Source organism: Rhizobium sp. NZLR1b (assembly GCF_019685155.1).
Lineage (GTDB): Bacteria > Pseudomonadota > Alphaproteobacteria > Rhizobiales > Rhizobiaceae > Rhizobium.
Window position 1 is genome coordinate 67,758 of record NZ_JABDWC010000011.1, and the last position, 16,749, is coordinate 84,506.

A 16,749-nucleotide genomic window follows, 5' to 3' on the forward strand; every position below is an offset into this window, starting at 1 on the left:
TTGCAAGGTCTGCGGCTGATTCCGCCAATTCGTGTCGGGTGACGTCGGTGGGCCTATGGCCAGCGCCGATCTTGCGCATATATTGCCGTTGCGGCGCAACAACAAAAGCGGAGAAATCGTGGCCTACACTTCGTCGACATTGGCGCCCCTGCGGCACGATACCTACCGCACCATCTGGTTCGCCAGCCTGTCCTCGAATTTCGGCGGCCTGATCCAGGCGGTTGGTGCTGCCTGGATGATGACGACGATCAGCGCCTCGGAGGATATGGTCGCGCTGGTGCAGACCTCGACGGCGCTGCCGATCATGCTGTTTTCGCTGATATCGGGTGCGCTCGCCGACAATTACGACCGCCGGCGGGTCATGCTGACGGCGCAATGCATGATGCTGACGGTTTCGGCTCTGCTGACGATCTTCGCCCTTCTCGGCTGGATCACCCCCTGGCTGCTGCTCTTCTTCACCTTCCTGATCGGCTGCGGCACAGCACTCAACAATCCCTCCTGGCAGGCCTCGGTCGGCGACATGGTGCCGCGCGCCGATCTGCCGGGCGCCGTCACGCTGAACAGCATGGGTTTCAACATTACCCGCAGCGTTGGGCCGGCGATCGGCGGCGTCATCGTCGCCGCAGCCGGCGCCGCTGCAGCTTTCGCAGTGAACACCGTAAGCTACCTCGCGCTGATCTATGCCCTGCTGCGCTGGCGGCCGAGCACGCCGGTCTCGACTCTGCCGCGGGAGGCGCTCGGCAGCGCCATCTTCGCTGGCCTCCGTTATGTCTCGATGTCGCCCAATCTCGAAAAGGTTCTCCTCAGGGGACTGCTCTTCGGCATCGGCGCCAGCTCGATCCTGGCGCTGCTGCCGATCGTCGCGCTCGATCTCGTCGGCGGTGGCCCGCTGACCTATGGTTTCATGCTCGGCGCCTTCGGCATCGGTGCGATCGGCGGGGCGGTGCTGAATGCGCGACTGCGCCAAATGCTTTCCAGCGAGATGATCATCCGCCTGTCTTTCGCCGGCTTCGCGCTGAGCGCCGTCATCGCCGCCTTCAGCCCAAGCGCTGTCCTTACCTCTGCCGGGCTGCTCGTCTCCGGCGCCTGCTGGGTTTCCGCACTTTCGCTCTTCAACACCATCGTCCAGCTTTCGACGCCGCGCTGGGTGGTCGGCCGCGCGCTGTCACTCTACCAGACCGTTACCTTTGGCGGCATCGCCGGCGGCAGCTGGCTATGGGGTATTGCCGCCGATCGATACGGCGTCGCCGATGCGCTGCTGATGTCATCGACCGTCATGCTGCTCGGCATCGTGATCGGCCTGCGTTTTTCCATGCCGGCCTTCGCCTCGCTCAATCTCGATCCGCTGAACCGCTTCACCGAGCCGGCCCTCAGTCTCGACATTACGCCGCGCAGCGGCCCGATCGTCATTCAGGTCGATTATGAGATCGGAGATGACGACCTGGCCGAATTCATGGAGCTGATGGGCGAACGGCGCCGTATCCGCATCCGCGATGGCGCCCGCAACTGGGCGCTGATGCGCGATCTCGAAAACCCCGGACTGTGGACGGAAACCTACCATACGCCGACCTGGGTCGAATACATCAGACACAACCAGCGGCGGACGCAGGCCGATGCCGAAAACACCGACAGGCTGCGTGCGCTTCACCGCGGCGAAGGTCCGCTGCATGTTCACCGGATGATCGAACGCCAGGCGATCCCGCCGGGCGACGATGTCTTCCACAAGGCGCCGATCGATCTGCATCATTGAGGCCAAGCATGAGTTTCAGGCTCGCCCGCCAATCCGATCTCGCCGCCATCGTCCGGCTTCTGGCCGACGACGATCTTGGCGGCACCAGGGAAATCGTCGCCGACCCCGTCGATGCGCGGTATCTCTCGGCCTTTGCCGCGATCGAGGCGGATGCCAATCAGCTTTTGGCCGTTGCAATCGATGCGGCCGATCGGGTCGTCGGCTGCCTGCAACTGAGCTTTATTCCCGGCCTGTCGAGGACGGGCATGTGGCGCGGTCAGATCGAAAGTGTGCGTGTTGCAAGCGATCGTCGCGGCTCGGGTCTCGGCGCAGAATTGATCGAATGGGCGATTGGCCAATGCGCCGCGCGCGGCTGCGGCCTCGTGCAACTGACATCGGACAAGACGCGAGCAGGCTCGATGCGCTTCTACGAGAAGCTCGGCTTCGTCGCCAGCCATGAGGGGCTGAAGCGCACGCTCTGAATCCTTATTTCAACTTGCCTTTCATCGTGGCTTCGGGAAAGCAGGTCGGCTTCATGCCGTTCTTCGCCTGCCACTGGCCGATCGAACGCCGGGTCTTGTAGCCCGGCAGGCCGTCGGAACCGCCGACATCGTAGCCCTGCCGTTCCAGCGCCTTCTGCATGGCGGCGACATCCGAGCGCAGCATCTTGCCGACATCTCCCCATCGGCCTTGGAAGGCGCCGCCATTATCGGCGATCCGGTCGGCGAGATTGCCGATGTAAAGCGCGTAGAGATCGGAATTATTATATTCCTTGATGATGTAGAAATTCGGCGTGACGACGAATTCCGGCCCGTCGCGGCCGGCCGGGACCAGCATCATGCCCTCAGCCTTCATCTCGCCCGATGGAAAACCCTTGCCGGAGATGCGGTCGATGCCGAGCGAGGCCCAGTGCGACAGCGGCTTTGCCAGGTCGGGGCCTTCCTGCGCGCAGGAGACCGCCTCCGGTATCGATACCTCGAAGCCCCAGTCGCGGTCGCGCTGCCAACCTTTCTTGACCAGGAAATTGGCGATCGAGGCGAGCGTATCCGGCACCGAGGTCCAGATGTTGCGATGGCCGTCGCCGTCGAAATCGACGGCATATTTCAGATAGCTGGTCGGCATGAACTGCGGCTGACCAAGCGCGCCCGCCGACGAACCCTTGAAATCGGCGGGCGTCACGTCGCCTCCGTCGAGAATATGCAGCGCCGCCACCAATTCGGTGCGGAACATCTCCTTACGCGTCGACATGAAAGCCTTGGTCGCCAGCACCTCGATCGCCGAATTCGGGATCTTCGCCGCGCCGAAGCCGGTCTCCCGGCCCCAGATGGCAAGCACGATCGAGCCCGGCACGCCATAGGTCTTCTCGATCCGCTTCAGCGTCGAACCATATTGCGCGGCAAAGCCGCGCCCCGTCGCGGCAAGCCTCTTCAGATGGTCCTCGTTGAAATAGGGACCGGGCGAGGAAAACTCCGCCTGCGTCTGCTTCTGCTCCTTCGGCGGCGGGAAGCCGGGCGGCGCGAGATCGGGCAGGTCCCAATTCAGCCTAATGCCGGAGAAAGCGGCCTGGAAGGTCTTCTCCGAAATGCCGTTTGCCTTCGCCTCGGGCCAGAGGTCCTTCTGCACCCACGTCTCGAACTGCGCTTCGACATCGGCTTTCGAAGGGGTTGCGAGGGCGGGGAGGGGTAGGAGAGCGGCCATTGCAGCGAGTGCGAATATCCGCAGCCGCCGTAGAATACCCCCCTCTGTCCTGCCGGACATCTCCCCCACAAGGGGGGAGATCGGCAAGAAGCGCCGGCTTCGCGGAATCTTGGTCGTGAGCGAAGCGGTTTCGGCCATCTGTGGCCGTTGATCAAGGCAAGAGGTCCCCCCTAGCCGATCTCCCCCCTTGTGGGGGAGATGCCCGGCACGGCAGAGGGGGGTGCGGTGCGCCATACCCAAGCCTCTCATATCACCGTCCGCGCCCGAAGGGCCGCCGCAAGTGTACCCTCGTCGAGGTAGTCGAGCTCGCCGCCGACAGGCACGCCGTGCGCCAGGCGGGTGATCTTCACCTCGAGCCCCTGCAACTGGTCGGTGATGTAATGCGCCGTCGTCTGGCCCTCGACGGTGGCATTGACGGCGATGATCAGCTCGCGGATGCCACCTTCGCCGATCCGGTCGATCAGCCCGCGAATGTTGAGATCGTCGGGCCCGATCCCGTCAAGCGGCGACAGCGTACCGCCGAGCACATGATAGGCGGCGTTCATTGCGCCTGCCCGCTCCAGCGCCCAAAGGTCCGATACGTCCTCGACGACGATGATGATGGATTGATCGCGCTGCGTGTCGGTGCAGACTGTGCACGGATCGACCGTATCGACATTGCCGCAGCGCGAGCAGATCTTCACCTTGTCATAGGCCTCGCCCATCGCATTCGACAGGGGCCCTAGCAACTGGTCCTTCTTCTTGATCAGATGCAGTGCCGCCCGGCGCGCCGAGCGCGGCCCGAGGCCCGGCACCTTCGCCAAAAGCTGGATGAGTTTTTCGATTTCGGGGCCAGTGACTCGTTTTGCCATGCGCAGTTCTTAGCTGATATGCAGCGAAAACGGAATCGCGGAAGGATCGGTCGTCCCATGAAAATCCTGGCGCTGTGCATCGGCAATCCGGAAAGGCTGGCCGGCAAGAGCTACAAGACCGGCATCTTCAAACACGCCGTCAACGGCGCGGTGATGATCGATGCCGAAGGGCTGGTCGGTGATGCGATCTGCAACCGCAAACACCATGGCGGCGTCGATCAGGCTGTCTATCTGGAAGGCTCCGTCTGCCTCGACTGGTGGGCGAGGGAACTCGGCCATCCCATCAACCTCGGAACTTTCGGGGAGAACCTCGTAATTGAGGGCCTCGACAACCGACAAGTCGCGGTTGGCGACCGCTTCATGACAGGTGAATTGGTCCTCGAGGTCACCTCCTGCCGCATTCCCTGCGCCACATTCGCCGCCAGGATGAACGACCCGAAATTCGTCAAGCGATATACCCAGGCAGGCCGTCCCGGCATTTATTGCCGTGTAATCGCCAACGGAATTGTCGAAGCCGGCTTGCCGGTCGCGTACGCGCCTTTTTCCGGCGCCCGGGTGACGATGCCGGAAATGATGGAAACCTTCGGGCGCCAACTTTCGGTTGAAGATCGACAGCGTTATCTGTCAGCGCCCATTCATTACAAATTACGGTCAATGCTGGCTGCTCAAAGTTAGGAGTCGTATTCTCAGCGCGCTTTGTAATAGTTTCGCGGCGAGATGAGGAGCCCGGCTACGTGGGGCAAGCAACCCGTCGAAAGTAAGGCGGCAAGAGGAACTGACCTTCCCGTTCCTGCGGGGTTAGCAATGCCTTCCGTTCAACCTTGATGTCCAAGAAATTACTGCATCCCATTGAAATAGCAGTCAGAAAGCCGAATGCAACGTGCGATGATTCGTTACCTGTCATAATATCGGTGACGGGGATCGCAAGGGAGGTTACACCTTTCATATCCTTTTCATTTTCCTTGAAGCAGTGGTAAAGAGCCGAATTCGAGTCCTTCTTTTTGTTGGATTCCAAGTCTAACGTGCATATGCCGACAGCATCGCTGCATGTTACGGCACCATCGATAGACCAAACCAGTTTGGATTTTCGCCAAGTATCAAACCTGACTGGTGTCAGGTACCATTCGTGTTTGCCATCGCGCTCACTGTAGAAAACCTTGGTGTCGTCGCCCCCGCCAAATTGGTCGAACACATAAACAGGCTTACTGGGATCGCATTGATTTGCACTGACGGTCGTCGGCGCGAAGATAGTAACAGCAATAAAAACGCGAAAAACGCCGGCGATCTTCATGAAAAACCTTGTGAGATCTCTGAAACTACTGGCTGAAATATGAGAGCAATTCCAGCAAAACTATGGCGTGGTTTTGTGTCGGGAATTACTCGAAAAAAAGAGAGGCAATGCATGTCACTACAAAGGTATGCAGAGGCTCCACGATAACGACATGCGTCAAAACAATAAAAGCGCATCGCATGAATCAAATTCGTTGCGACGCGCTTTGGAATATCTCCGCAATTCGAAAAAAACGGAAATGCCTTAAAGACCGAACTGCCTGCTATCAGAACGGCAGCTTGAAACCGGGCGGGATCGGCAGGCCGGCGGTGAGTGCCTTGGTCTTTTCGGCGGCGAGCGCCTCGGCCTTGTCCTTGGCGTCCTTGTGGGCGGCGACGATCAGGTCCTCGAGGATCTCGACATCGTCTTCCTTGAACAGCGATGGGTCGATCTTCAGGCTCTTCAGCTCGCCCTTGCCCGAGATGAGCACAGTGACGAGGCCGCCGCCGGCCTTGCCTTCGGCCGTGAGCTCGGCGATCTCCGCCTGCATCTGCTCCATCTTGGCCTGCATTTCCTTGACTTTGCCCATCATGCCCATGATGTCGCGCATCGTCTCGCTCCTTGTTGAAACTCTAGAACTCTATGTCGTCGCCAGGCAGGATGTCGCCTTCTTCGGATTCGGCGGCGGCCGGTGGCGTTGCCTCGCCTTCCTCGTCCGGTTCGGGCGCCCGCACGCGCACGTCGATGATTTTCGCGCCTGGAAAATACGCCAGGATCGCTGCCACGTCAGGATCCTGACGAGCGTCGATGACGTGCTGTTCCCGGGTCCTGGCCTCCGCTTCCACCAGCGTCGGCTTGCCCTCTTCGCGGCTGAGGCTGACGATCCAGTGGATGCCGGTCCATTCCTTCAGCTTGACGGCAAGCTCGTTGAGCAGCGTCGTCGGCGCGCCCCCGGCCAGGCTGACGTCAAGGCGGCCGGGCTCGATCCGGACCGGGCGCACGAAGGTGCGCACCATCGCCTTCAACTTCGGATCGCGCTTCTCGGCGGCAAGATCGACGATATCGCTGACCGAGTTGACCTGGACGAGCGACTTTAGCGCTTCCGCCGGTTTCGTCTCGATTCGGCCGATAGGCATCGTCTCGGGCTGGCTGCTCGGCACCGCACGCAGCATTGCCACCGGCGCGGACGCCTGTGGTTTGCTCGGTGCGATTTCCGGCGCGCGTGCCGCGACACTGCTTTGATAGGGAACCCGCGTGCCGTTGCCGCCGCCACTGCCTGAAGGCGGGGAGGCGGGCCGCGGGCCGGCATTGTCGCCGGAAAATTCGGCAAGCCGCCGCGCCGCGTCTTCGGGCGCCGGCAGATGCGCGGCATGCGCCAGCCGGATCAGCACCATTTCGGCCGCACCTGCCGTCCGCGACGAGCCTTCCGTTTCCGGAATGCCCTTCAACAGCATCTGCCAGATGCGCGACAGCGTCGTTACCGCAACGCCCTTGGCGAATTCCGCCGCCTTGGTGCGCTCGACTTCGCTGAGCGAGGGGTCGTTCGCCGCATCCGGCACATATTTCAGCCGCGTCACCAGATGGGTGAAATCGGCAAGATCGGTCAGCACCACCACGGGATTGGCGCCGGCCTCGTACTGGCTCTGGAATTCGCCGAGGGCTGCGGCCACGTCGCCCTGGACGACATGCTGGAAGAGATCGACGATCCGGGCGCGGTCGGCAAGACCGAGCATCCCGCGCACGGCTTCCGCCTGCACGGCGCCGGCACCATGGGCGATCGCCTGATCGAGCAGCGACAGCCCGTCGCGCGCCGAGCCTTCGGCGGCACGCGCGATCATTGCCAGCGCGTCCGGTTCCGCCTCGATGCCTTCCTTGGCGGCGATCGTCGAAAACAGCCCGACGAGATCCGACGCGCTGATGCGGCGCAGGTCAAAGCGCTGGCAGCGTGACAGCACGGTGATCGGCACTTTGCGGATCTCGGTCGTGGCGAAGATGAACTTCACATGCTCCGGCGGTTCTTCCAGCGTCTTCAAGAGGCCATTGAAGGCCTGCGTCGACAGCATGTGCACTTCGTCGATGATGTAGACCTTGTAGCGCGCCGAAACCGGCCGGTAGCGCACCTGCTCGATGATCTCGCGGATATCGTCGATGCCGGTATGGGAGGCGGCATCCATCTCGATCACGTCGACATGCCGGCCTTCCATGATCGCCTGGCAGTGCTCGCCGGGCGTGCGAAGGTCGATCGTCGGCTTGTCGACATCAGCTGTCTTGTAATTCAGCGCTCGCGCCAGGATGCGCGCAGTCGTCGTCTTGCCGACGCCGCGCACGCCGGTCAGCATGTAGGCCTGGGCGATGCGGCCGGTCTCGAAGGCGTTGGTAAGGGTGCGGACCATCGGCTCCTGGCCGACCATCAGGTCCGTGAAATCCTTGGGGCGGTATTTGCGAGCCAGCACCCGGTATCCGGTGCCCGTCGAGGCGGCATCTTTTGATTGTCGCTCGGTGTCGCTCATCGCCCTGCTTGTCGCCCGGATCGTCGGGCACTTCGTGGAGAGAAGGTGGGAGGCTGGCACGATGACCCGTGCCGGGCTCGTTAGGGCTGCTTCCTTCCGGACCTGACCCGGTTGGCGAGTGGCTCGTCCACCACCAACCTCCCGAATGCACATATCGGCAATATCGTCATCAAAAGCAAGCCAACATGATAAAAAACTGCTAGTCGTTGGAAAAGACAGGAGGAATGCCCTTGAACGGCTTTATGCTCGACCCTCGGCTGGAAAACGACAGCGTCAGCATCATGATCACAGGCCTCTGTGATCTGAGATTGTCGAGGGATGCCCGCTGGCCCTGGCTCATTCTCGTGCCGCGCCGGGCAGGCATCACCGAAATCTTCGAGCTGACGCCGCTCGACCAGGTGCTGCTTGCCTTCGAGACCGAGCTCACTGCCACGGCGCTGAAGCAGATCACCGGTGCCGCAAAAATCAATATCGGGGCTCTTGGCAATATCGTCCGCCAGCTTCATGTTCATGTGATTGCCCGCTTCGAAGGCGATGCCAACTGGCCGGGTCCCGTCTGGGGCTTCGGACGCGCGGAACCCTACGAAGACGAAAAGAGAGACGAATTCACAGCGAAGCTGCGGGAAGCCCTTTCATCATGAGTCATTCGCTTTTCGATTCGGATGTGCCGCATCCGGAGCCCAGCAATCTCACGGCTTTTGCCGCCAACGACCTCAATCGCGATTCCGAACATCGCGACGAACGCTCCGTCGAAAAAGCGCTGGCCAAGGAGGGCACGCATATCTTCGCCTTCGCCGGCGACAAGCTGGTGCTGAAGCATGACGGCCAGGTGCTCGATCCGCTCTTTGCCCGCTATGAGCTTCAGGAGCTTCGGCCGAATTGGGACGAGACGGTGCTTCTCGGCTACCGCAAATCAGGCGAGCCGCGCCTTGCGGTTCCCGTCGGTATCGACGTCGACGATCTCACCAGCCAATACAAGCCTGCCGACGGCCGCACGCTGTTTCGCGAAATGCTGATCGACGAGGTGCTGCTCGGCGAATTCGCCCAGGCCGCGAGCCTCATCCGCTGGAATGGCGACAACCGCTTCTGCGGCCGTTGCGGCTCGGCGATGGAGATCCACATCGGCGGCTACAAACGTGTCTGCGCTGCCTGCGAACACATGATCTTCCCCCGCACCGACCCTGTCGTCATCATGCTGACGATCGATGAGAGCCGCGACCTCTGTCTGCTCGGCCGCAGTCCGCATTTCGCGCCCGGCATGTATTCCTGTCTTGCTGGCTTCGTTGAACCTGGTGAGACCATCGAGAACGCCGTGCGCCGCGAAACGCTGGAGGAATCGGGCATCCGCACCGGCCGCATCCGCTACCACGCCTCGCAGCCCTGGCCGATGCCACATTCCCTGATGATCGGCTGTTACGCCGAGGCCAGATCCGCCGAAATCACCCGCGACGAGACGGAGTTGGAGGATTGCCGCTGGTTCACCCGCGAGGAAACGATCGAGATGCTGGAACGCCCGAGCGCGACAGGCAAGGCCTCTCCGCCGAAAGGGGCGATCGCCCACCGCCTGATGCGCGACTGGGTGGAGTGGAAGCGGTAACGCCATGCCGGTCGCCCGCTCGGAACGGCTGCTGACGCTGCTCCAGACGCTCCGGCGTTACCGGCGGCCGGTGACCGGCATCGTGCTTGCAGAGGAAACCGGCGTCAGCCTGCGCACGCTCTATCGCGATATTGCCAGCCTGCAGGCCCAGGGTGCGATGATCGAAGGCGAAGCCGGCATCGGCTACGTGCTGAAGCCGGGTTTCATGCTGCCGCCGATGATGTTTTCCGAAGAGGAGCTGGAGGCGCTCGTGCTCGGCTCGCGCTGGGTCGCCCGCGCCGCCGAACCGCGCCTGGCCGGCGCCGGCGCCGATGCGCTCGCCAAGATTGCCGCCGTGCTGCCGGCCGATATGCGGGAGATGATCGATTCGGCAGCCCTTTTCGTCGGCCCCAAACGCCGGGACGAGGACAAGGCGGATGTCTCGGCCATCCGCCGGGCGATCCGCCTGGAGCGGATCCTCGAACTGCATTATGGCGACGAGCAGGGCCGGATCTCGCGTCGCCGCGTCTGGCCTTTCGCACTCGGCTATTTCGAGCATGTACGCGTCCTCATGGCCTGGTGCGAACTGCGCCAGGACTTCCGCCATTTCCGCACCGACCGCATCATCGACATGACGCTCCATGAGGTGCGTTATCCGCGCCGCCGCACGGTTCTTCTCAAGGAATGGCGCGAGCAGGACGTGCCGCTCGAGAACTGAAACGCTGCTGCCATAAACTGTCAGCAGTCGGGGTTATCATCAGTACCACTTCAACAGGAAGGAGTACTGATCATGGCAATGCCTCCAGTCATTCAGCGGGCCGGCGACCGCTTCGCCACTGATAGCTTTGCCGACATCATTTCGGCCGAAACTTTCGCCGACGTCCGCCAATCGGCACGCTCCGGCCTGCTGCGCCTGGCCATCAGCTTTTTCTGGATCCCCGGGGGAAGCCGCTCCAAGCTCGACGTTGAAGCGACACCCGACTATCTGAAGCGCGACCTCGGCTTCATGGATGGGCGCAACCCACGCCACAAGGATGGTTTCCCGCTCTAGGCCACCTCATCGTTATCCGCATCCGCGAGGAGACGAGGGCGTTGCTTCGGCAACGCCCTTTGTGCCCTGCTGCCATAAATTGGCAGCAGGTAATTCCTCGTCCACCATTTAACACCACCGGGAGAACCAAAATGACCAGCCCCAATCTGATTATCCTCTACGTCAAGGACCCCGGCGAAAGCGCAAGCTTCTACCGGAACCTCCTGAACCGCGAACCGACCGTGGAAGCACCGAATTTCGTCGCCTTTCCGCTCGATGGCGGCTTCACCCTCGGCCTCTGGCGGCGCAGCAAGGTCGAACCGCAGCCCTCCGCCATCGGCAACCGCGGGGAGGTGGCCTTCATGGTTGCGGGGGAAAATGCTGTCGCCAACCATTATGAGGACTGGCGCAAGCGCGGCCTGCCGATCGCCCAGGAACTAACCGAACTGGACTTCGGCCCGACCTTCGTCGTGCTCGATCCGGATGGTCATCGCCTGCGTGTCTGTGAGCCGGATAAATAATAGCTGATATGCGAGGCCTCTCATGCATGCCGCCCGGAAGGTGGTTCCGGGCGATATGCAAAAAACTAAAGCAGGCCTCGCATCGCATGCCCCTTGTAGACGCCGAGGATGCGCACCTTCTCGGAGAAGAACCGCAGTTCTTCCAATGCCCGCCGCACGTTTGGATCGTTCGGATGGCCTTCGATATCGGCGTAGAACTGTGTCGCCACGAATCTTCCGCCGAGCTGATAGCTTTCCAGCTTGGTCATGTTGATATTGTTGGTGGCGAACCCGCCGAGCGCTTTGTAGAGCGCGGCCGGAATGTTGCGAACGTTGAAGACGAAGGTGGTAACGACCTTTTCGTCCGCCGAATTCCGTTGCGCCCATTCCTCGTCGCGCGACAACACGACGAAGCGGGTGACGTTGTTTTCGGTATCCTCGACATTTTCGGCGATGATCTCGAGCCCGTAGAGATCGGCGGCAAGCCGCGGCGCCAGGGCGGCCATCGAGCGGTCGCCGGTTTCCTTCACCAGTTTTGCCGCGCCTGCCGTATCGCCGGCGATCACAGGCTTCCAGCCATTGGCCCGAACGATCTTGCGGCACTGGCCGAGCGCGTGAATGTGGCTGTGCACGGTGCGGATCTCGTCCTTGGTCACCCCCGGCAGCACCATCAGCTGGAAGCGGATCGGCATGAAATACTCGCCGATGATGTGCAGCCGCGATTCAGGCAGCAGATGATGGATATCCGCGACGCGCCCGGCGATCGTGTTCTCGATCGGGATCATCCCGATATCGGCGTCGCCGTTGTCGACCGCCGTGAACGCATCCTCGAAGGTCTGGCAGGGCAGCGGCTCCATGGTCGGAAACATGTCCCGGCTGGCCATGTCGGAATTGGCGCCGAATTCGCCCTGGAAGGCGATCCTGTTGGTCTTGATGTTCATGATGGTTCCGTCAGTTCGACTTTGCGGAGAGGATGCGCCGCGCTATTTCGAGGTCGGCGGGAGTATCGACACCGAGCGGAACCGTGTCAACGATCTCAACGTCGATGCGCATGCCGGCCTCCAGCGCCCGCAACTGCTCCAGCGATTCGCGCCTTTCGAGCGTTGAAGGCCCGAGCGCGACGAACCGTTCCAGCGCCGCGCGCCGATAGGCATAAAGGCCGATATGGTGGTAGAGCGGGCCCTTGCCGTAAGGTGCCGTCGCACGCGTGAAATAGAGCCCGCGCAGTCGGGTGTCGGAAACGGGCGAACCGACAACCTTGACGATATGCGGCGCGGTTTTATCAGCTTCATTGTCGATTTCGGTCGTCAGCGTGCCGATATTGACCGCCTCGTTCTCGAGAGGGCGCAAAGCCGCGCGCACGGTTTCCGGATCGATCGTCGGCAGATCGCCCTGGACGTTGACGATGAATTTTGCCCTGCCGGCAGGATCGACTTTCTTCAGCGCCTCGAAGATCCGATCGGAACCAGATTGATGATCACTGCTGGTCATGACGACTTCGAAGCCGGCGGCCGAAACGGCATCGAACACCCGGGCGTCGTCGACGGCGACGACGACGCGGCCGATGGCTGCCTCCCTGGCGCGCATCGCCACCTGGACGATCATCGGCAGCCCGCAAATATCGGCGAGCGGCTTGCCCGGAAGTCGGGTGGAGGCCATACGCGCCGGGATCAATACAAGCACGTCATCTAAATTTGAATCACTCATTGGTCGGGCCTTCTATTCCGGGCTGAAAAGTGTCAAAAAGTCTCACGCACAAGACCATTTAGACAGTTGCAACGATCAGCCAAAAGACATAGGTTCCGCGCGATTTCAAGATGGTCGGGTTATGGTCTGCCGGCTGCAAGGGGAGCATTGCAGATGAATTCATACGTCAATACGGCCGTTGGGGCGCTGCTCGGAACGATTTTCGTTCTGATGTCGGTCTCCATCGCGTCCGAAGGGATCTTCCATTCCGAAGCACCGGAAAAGGAAGGTTTCGCGATCGTTGCCGAAGAGGCGCCCGCCGCTGGTGGCGAAGCTGCGCCTGCCGCTGCTGCCGTTCCGATCGCGCAATTGCTCGCTTCTGCCGATGCCAAGGCCGGTGAAACGGTCTTCAAGAAGTGTCAGGCCTGTCATGACGGCACCAAAGGGGGACCGAACAAGGTCGGTCCCAACCTCTTTGGTGTCGTGGATCGCCCGATCGCCTCGCATGAGGGCTTTGCCTATTCCGCTGCCATCAAGGATTTTTCCAAGGGCAGCAGCGAGAAGTGGACCTTCGAATTTCTCAACAAGTTCCTGATGGCGCCGAAGAAGGATGTTCCCGGCACGGCGATGGGCTTTGCCGGTCTGCCGAAGGATCAGGATCGCGCCAACGTTATCCTCTACCTGCACACGCTCGCCGATTCGCCGGTGCCGCTGCCGACCGCGACGCAGTGACGCGGACGGAATAATCGCATGTCATAGAAGCCCGGCCCGCGAAGCCGGGCTTTTTGTTGTGCAAAGAGTTTTTCAGGCACCCAGGAAATAGGCCCATAGCGACACCGTGATTGCACCGAGCGCCGTCGTCACCGTGATCGTCGAGGCAGCGATGCTATGACCGACGCCGAAGCGGTTGGCGATTAGCCAGGCGTTGACGCCTGTGGGCACCGAGGAGGTCAGCACGATCGCCGCCGTCCATTCGGGGCTGAGGCCGAGGAGATGGCTCGCCGCCCATACGCAGCCGGGCAGCATCAGCAGCTTCAAGCTTGACGTGACGCTGGCGATGCCGAGATTGCCGGAAATGCCGTATTTCTCCAGCGCCATGCCGAGCGAGATCAGCGCCGCCGGACCGGCAATGCCGGCGATCTGCTTGACGACCGTTGCCAGGGTTACGGGCATGGTGAGACCGGAAAGATGCATGGCCATGCCGGCCGCAAGCCCGATCACCAGCGGATTGCGCACCAGATTGACGGCGATCTGGCGCAGCACGAGCATCATGCTGCGATCGCTTTTGCCGGCGATCTTGCGCTCGGCATGCTCCATCAGCACGGTGCCGGCGACCATCATCACCGGCAAATGCACGGCAAGCAGGATCGACAGCGCCACCAGCCCCTCATCGCCAACGGTCCGCTCGACGAGCGGCAGGCCGATGAAGATATTGTTGGCGAAGGCGGAGGAAACGCCGGCCAGCACGCCGATCCGTTCGTCGCGGCCGAAGAGCCGCGTGGCGGCGATATGGCCGGTCGCCCAGGTGATGGCAACGCCTGAGAAATAGACGATCCACAGCCGGAAAGGCGAGGCGCCATGAAAATCCGCCTCGGCGATGGTGCGAAACAGCAGTAGCGGCACGGCGATCTTGAAGACAAATTCGCTGAGCGCTTCGCCGACATTCGATGCCATCAGGCCGCTGCGGACGATCACCCAGCCGATGAGGATCAGGATGAAGATGGGAAGAACGTCGAGAATGATGGCTGACATGGGGGAGGCTGCTTTGCGCGGGGGGAGTATCAACCTCTACTGCATAATTCCTCAAATCGGAATCGGTTTAAGGAGAAAATTATCCAGCAATTCAAAGTTCTACGGCGCTGCGCGTCTAAGAAGGCGTAGCGGCGCGACAGCAGCAAGCCTTCTGGATTGAAAAGCCAATCGCCAATCCGGCAGCATCCGCAGAGCAAAAAAAGCGGGCACAGCCCGCTTTTCCGCTCCGGACCTGCCGGATATCCGATCGCGAAGCTGCCAGTTCATCCGTGGTCAGCATCGCGCCGGTAAGATCGAAGGGATCATCCCTCGGGCGCCCGGCTGCAACCGAAAGCTGCTCATGCCGGTCTTCTTGCGACTGTTTCTAGATTTTGAAGATGACACGGGCATGACGAATAGGCGGCAGTTTTGCGAAGAAATAGATGTGCCATCCGCCATTTATCCTTCCAAACTGGAGAAATTTCGCTAAGACCAAACCCCGGCTATCACAAATCCGGGACTCCCCATTTCATGACAAGATTCGATGTTCTGACAGTCGGCAACGCAATCGTGGATATCATTGCCCGTTGTGACGACCAGTTCCTCATTGACAACCAGATCACCAAGGCGGCCATGAACCTCATCGATGCCGAGCGCGCCGAACTGCTGTATTCGCGCATGGGACCGGCGCTCGAAGCCTCCGGCGGCAGCGCCGGCAACACGGCCGCGGGCGTGGCTAACCTCGGCGGCAAGGCTGCCTATTTCGGCAATGTCGCCGCAGATCAGTTGGGTGACATCTTTACCCACGACATCCGCGCCCAAGGCGTCCACTACCAGACCCGGCCCAAGGGCACCTTCCCGCCGACGGCCCGTTCGATGATCTTCGTCACCGGGGACGGCGAGCGTTCGATGAATACCTATCTCGGCGCTTGCGTCGAACTCGGGCCTGAGGACGTCGAGACCGACGTCGTGGCCGACGCCAAGGTCACCTATTTCGAAGGTTATCTGTGGGATCCGCCACGCGCCAAGGAAGCGATCCTCGATTGTGCCCGCATCGCCCATGAAAACGGCCGCGAAATGTCGATGACGCTGTCCGACAGCTTCTGCGTCGGCCGCTATCGCGGCGAATTCCTCGATCTGATGCGCTCCGGCAAGGTCGATATCGTCTTCGCCAATCGCCAGGAAGCGCTGTCGCTCTATGAAACCGACGATTTCGAAGAGGCGCTGAACAGGATCGCCGCCGATTGCAAGATCGCCGCCGTGACCATGAGCGAGGACGGCGCCGTCATCCTGAAGGGCCGCGAGCGTTATTACGTCGATGCGATCAAGATCAGGGAAGTTGTGGATACGACAGGTGCCGGCGATCTCTTTGCCTCCGGCTTCCTCTATGGTTATACGCAGGGACGCTCTCTGGAGGATTGCGGCAAGCTCGGTTGCCTCGCCGCCGGCATCGTTATCCAGCAGATCGGCCCGCGCCCGATGACCTCGCTTTCCGAGGCTGCCAAACAGGCTGGGCTTATTTGAAGGCTTCGCCGGGATAGGCGCCCCAGATCTCCGACTGCGCCACCCAGCCGGAGGCGCCGTCGGTTTCGGCGCGGCACCAGTCACCGTTGCATTCGCCGATCGTCACCATTACGCCGGGTTCCAGCTTGGCGACGATCGATGCGGAGGGCTGCGCCTCGCGCCGCAGATTGACAAAGACGCCCTTACCCTTCGTCTTCATCCACGGGGCGGCGATCGCCGCACGCTGGCCTGACAGCAGTGACTGGTTGACCCAGCCTTCGGTACCGTCCGCATCGCGAATGCGGCGCCAGTTGTCGTATTCCTGAATGATCTCCACCGGCAACCCGGATTTCAGGTACATCCACGAAACGGCATAATCCGTTCCCGGGCCGATGCGCAGGTTGACGCGCTTGGATTTCAGCGTGACGAAACGCGGCAATGGCAGTCCGCTTGGACCCTTGGCGGCCTGCGCATGGGCAAATTCGACGGTTCCCATGGATGCGGCCAGAGCGATGGCCAGGGCGAGGCAGGACTTCAGGACTTTGCTGCGCATGGAAGTTTCCGTTTGCTCGAATTCGCGGACAGGCCTGGCCTGTTCGCGGTCCGGGCTCTGACATTCCCCGGCCGCACGCCGAGTTTTGTTTGTCTTCGCGTGCGGGTCTGGT

The 16,749-nt window shown here is 61.4% G+C and carries 19 protein-coding genes and 1 other RNA gene; 10 read left to right on the forward strand and 10 right to left on the reverse strand.

Translation table 11 applies throughout. The features are described 5' to 3' along the window. The first annotated feature begins 118 nt into the window (after window positions 1–118). Entirely contained in the window at window positions 119–1,750 is a 1,632-nt protein-coding gene (locus HJB84_RS17415) for an MFS transporter (RefSeq protein ID WP_207582411.1), read from the forward strand. An 8-nt stretch (window positions 1,751–1,758) separates the two neighbouring features. Then, entirely contained in the window at window positions 1,759–2,211 is a 453-nt protein-coding gene (locus tag HJB84_RS17420) for a GNAT family N-acetyltransferase (protein ID WP_207582412.1), read from the forward strand. A gap of 4 nt (window positions 2,212–2,215) precedes the next feature. Here the strand turns inward: HJB84_RS17420 and HJB84_RS17425 are convergent, their stop codons facing one another. Together HJB84_RS17425 and recR are read right to left on the reverse strand one after the other, a co-directional pair. Then, entirely contained in the window at window positions 2,216–3,487 is a 1,272-nt protein-coding gene (locus HJB84_RS17425; RefSeq protein WP_207582413.1) for a lytic murein transglycosylase, read from the reverse strand. 185 nt (window positions 3,488–3,672) lie between these two features. Beyond that, complete coding sequence (gene recR, locus HJB84_RS17430; protein WP_003589338.1) at window positions 3,673–4,278, reverse strand: recombination mediator RecR; 606 nt, start codon at window positions 4,276–4,278, stop codon at window positions 3,673–3,675. A 57-nt stretch (window positions 4,279–4,335) separates the two neighbouring features. Here recR and HJB84_RS17435 point away from each other — a divergent pair, with 57 nt between their 5' ends. Beyond that, complete coding sequence (locus tag HJB84_RS17435) at window positions 4,336–4,953, forward strand: MOSC domain-containing protein (RefSeq protein ID WP_221116474.1); 618 nt, start codon at window positions 4,336–4,338, stop codon at window positions 4,951–4,953. A 55-nt stretch (window positions 4,954–5,008) separates the two neighbouring features. Here HJB84_RS17435 and HJB84_RS17440 read toward each other — a convergent pair whose 3' ends face one another. The 4 genes from HJB84_RS17440 to ffs form a co-directional block, all read right to left on the reverse strand. Then, window positions 5,009–5,569, reverse strand: coding sequence for a hypothetical protein (locus tag HJB84_RS17440; RefSeq protein ID WP_221116475.1), 561 nt, complete (start codon window positions 5,567–5,569; stop codon window positions 5,009–5,011). 265 nt (window positions 5,570–5,834) lie between these two features. Beyond that, entirely contained in the window at window positions 5,835–6,158 is a 324-nt protein-coding gene (locus tag HJB84_RS17445) for a YbaB/EbfC family nucleoid-associated protein (RefSeq protein ID WP_007634163.1), read from the reverse strand. 22 nt (window positions 6,159–6,180) lie between these two features. Beyond that, the gene (locus HJB84_RS17450; protein ID WP_221116476.1) at window positions 6,181–8,058 is read right to left on the reverse strand and encodes a DNA polymerase III subunit gamma/tau; all 1,878 of its coding nucleotides are present in this window, start codon (window positions 8,056–8,058) and stop codon (window positions 6,181–6,183) included. Window positions 8,059–8,103: 45 nt separating this feature from the next. After that, an RNA gene (gene ffs / locus HJB84_RS17455) (signal recognition particle sRNA small type) lies at window positions 8,104–8,200 on the reverse strand. A gap of 88 nt (window positions 8,201–8,288) precedes the next feature. Between ffs and HJB84_RS17460 the strand changes: the two genes are divergently transcribed. From HJB84_RS17460 to HJB84_RS17480, 5 genes are all read left to right on the forward strand, one after another. Then, entirely contained in the window at window positions 8,289–8,699 is a 411-nt protein-coding gene (locus HJB84_RS17460; RefSeq protein ID WP_207582416.1) for an HIT domain-containing protein, read from the forward strand. Continuing rightward, window positions 8,696–9,655, forward strand: coding sequence for an NAD(+) diphosphatase (nudC, locus tag HJB84_RS17465; RefSeq protein ID WP_207582417.1), 960 nt, complete (start codon window positions 8,696–8,698; stop codon window positions 9,653–9,655). The genes HJB84_RS17460 and nudC overlap by 4 nt, the downstream gene beginning before the upstream one ends. A 4-nt stretch (window positions 9,656–9,659) precedes the next feature. Beyond that, complete coding sequence (locus HJB84_RS17470) at window positions 9,660–10,352, forward strand: YafY family protein (RefSeq protein WP_049731259.1); 693 nt, start codon at window positions 9,660–9,662, stop codon at window positions 10,350–10,352. A gap of 72 nt (window positions 10,353–10,424) precedes the next feature. Further along, the gene (locus tag HJB84_RS17475; RefSeq protein WP_207582418.1) at window positions 10,425–10,685 is read left to right on the forward strand and encodes a hypothetical protein; all 261 of its coding nucleotides are present in this window, start codon (window positions 10,425–10,427) and stop codon (window positions 10,683–10,685) included. Window positions 10,686–10,816: 131 nt separating this feature from the next. Then, entirely contained in the window at window positions 10,817–11,185 is a 369-nt protein-coding gene (locus tag HJB84_RS17480) for a VOC family protein (RefSeq protein ID WP_207582419.1), read from the forward strand. Window positions 11,186–11,250: 65 nt separating this feature from the next. On the opposite strand, the gene HJB84_RS17485 is transcribed toward HJB84_RS17480, so the two are convergent. Then, window positions 11,251–12,105, reverse strand: coding sequence for a prephenate dehydratase (locus tag HJB84_RS17485; protein WP_207582420.1), 855 nt, complete (start codon window positions 12,103–12,105; stop codon window positions 11,251–11,253). A 10-nt stretch (window positions 12,106–12,115) separates the two neighbouring features. Further along, window positions 12,116–12,871 (reverse strand): 3-deoxy-manno-octulosonate cytidylyltransferase, encoded by a 756-nt coding sequence (locus HJB84_RS17490; protein ID WP_221116477.1) that lies wholly within the window; start codon window positions 12,869–12,871, stop codon window positions 12,116–12,118. 153 nt (window positions 12,872–13,024) lie between these two features. Between HJB84_RS17490 and HJB84_RS17495 the strand changes: the two genes are divergently transcribed. Next, complete coding sequence (locus HJB84_RS17495; protein WP_221116478.1) at window positions 13,025–13,582, forward strand: cytochrome c family protein; 558 nt, start codon at window positions 13,025–13,027, stop codon at window positions 13,580–13,582. Between the two features lie 72 nt (window positions 13,583–13,654). Here the strand turns inward: HJB84_RS17495 and HJB84_RS17500 are convergent, their stop codons facing one another. Further along, entirely contained in the window at window positions 13,655–14,602 is a 948-nt protein-coding gene (locus HJB84_RS17500) for an AEC family transporter (protein WP_207582423.1), read from the reverse strand. Between the two features lie 510 nt (window positions 14,603–15,112). Between HJB84_RS17500 and HJB84_RS17505 the strand changes: the two genes are divergently transcribed. Continuing rightward, window positions 15,113–16,105, forward strand: coding sequence for an adenosine kinase (locus HJB84_RS17505; protein ID WP_207582424.1), 993 nt, complete (start codon window positions 15,113–15,115; stop codon window positions 16,103–16,105). Here the strand turns inward: HJB84_RS17505 and HJB84_RS17510 are convergent. Beyond that, window positions 16,098–16,637, reverse strand: coding sequence for an SH3 domain-containing protein (locus HJB84_RS17510; protein WP_207582425.1), 540 nt, complete (start codon window positions 16,635–16,637; stop codon window positions 16,098–16,100). The two genes, HJB84_RS17505 and HJB84_RS17510, sit on opposite strands and share 8 nt — an antisense overlap. Window positions 16,638–16,749 lie beyond the last annotated feature (112 nt).

Excerpts from the sequence above, each read along its gene's own strand:
- HJB84_RS17420 (WP_207582412.1), top strand. The coding sequence starts at position 1,759 with ATGAGTTTCAGGCTCGCCCGCCAATCCGATCTCGCCGCCATCGTCCGG.
- HJB84_RS17425 (WP_207582413.1), bottom strand. The coding sequence starts at position 3,487 with ATGTCCGGCAGGACAGAGGGGGGTATTCTACGGCGGCTGCGGATATTC.
- recR (WP_003589338.1), bottom strand. The coding sequence starts at position 4,278 with ATGGCAAAACGAGTCACTGGCCCCGAAATCGAAAAACTCATCCAGCTT.
- HJB84_RS17435 (WP_221116474.1), top strand. The coding sequence starts at position 4,336 with ATGAAAATCCTGGCGCTGTGCATCGGCAATCCGGAAAGGCTGGCCGGC.
- HJB84_RS17440 (WP_221116475.1), bottom strand. The coding sequence starts at position 5,569 with ATGAAGATCGCCGGCGTTTTTCGCGTTTTTATTGCTGTTACTATCTTC.
- HJB84_RS17445 (WP_007634163.1), bottom strand. The coding sequence starts at position 6,158 with ATGCGCGACATCATGGGCATGATGGGCAAAGTCAAGGAAATGCAGGCC.
- HJB84_RS17450 (WP_221116476.1), bottom strand. The coding sequence starts at position 8,058 with ATGAGCGACACCGAGCGACAATCAAAAGATGCCGCCTCGACGGGCACC.
- nudC (WP_207582417.1), top strand. The coding sequence starts at position 8,696 with ATGAGTCATTCGCTTTTCGATTCGGATGTGCCGCATCCGGAGCCCAGC.
- HJB84_RS17470 (WP_049731259.1), top strand. The coding sequence starts at position 9,660 with ATGCCGGTCGCCCGCTCGGAACGGCTGCTGACGCTGCTCCAGACGCTC.
- HJB84_RS17475 (WP_207582418.1), top strand. The coding sequence starts at position 10,425 with ATGGCAATGCCTCCAGTCATTCAGCGGGCCGGCGACCGCTTCGCCACT.
- HJB84_RS17480 (WP_207582419.1), top strand. The coding sequence starts at position 10,817 with ATGACCAGCCCCAATCTGATTATCCTCTACGTCAAGGACCCCGGCGAA.
- HJB84_RS17485 (WP_207582420.1), bottom strand. The coding sequence starts at position 12,105 with ATGAACATCAAGACCAACAGGATCGCCTTCCAGGGCGAATTCGGCGCC.
- HJB84_RS17490 (WP_221116477.1), bottom strand. The coding sequence starts at position 12,871 with ATGAGTGATTCAAATTTAGATGACGTGCTTGTATTGATCCCGGCGCGT.
- HJB84_RS17495 (WP_221116478.1), top strand. The coding sequence starts at position 13,025 with ATGAATTCATACGTCAATACGGCCGTTGGGGCGCTGCTCGGAACGATT.
- HJB84_RS17500 (WP_207582423.1), bottom strand. The coding sequence starts at position 14,602 with ATGTCAGCCATCATTCTCGACGTTCTTCCCATCTTCATCCTGATCCTC.
- HJB84_RS17505 (WP_207582424.1), top strand. The coding sequence starts at position 15,113 with ATGACAAGATTCGATGTTCTGACAGTCGGCAACGCAATCGTGGATATC.
- HJB84_RS17510 (WP_207582425.1), bottom strand. The coding sequence starts at position 16,637 with ATGCGCAGCAAAGTCCTGAAGTCCTGCCTCGCCCTGGCCATCGCTCTG.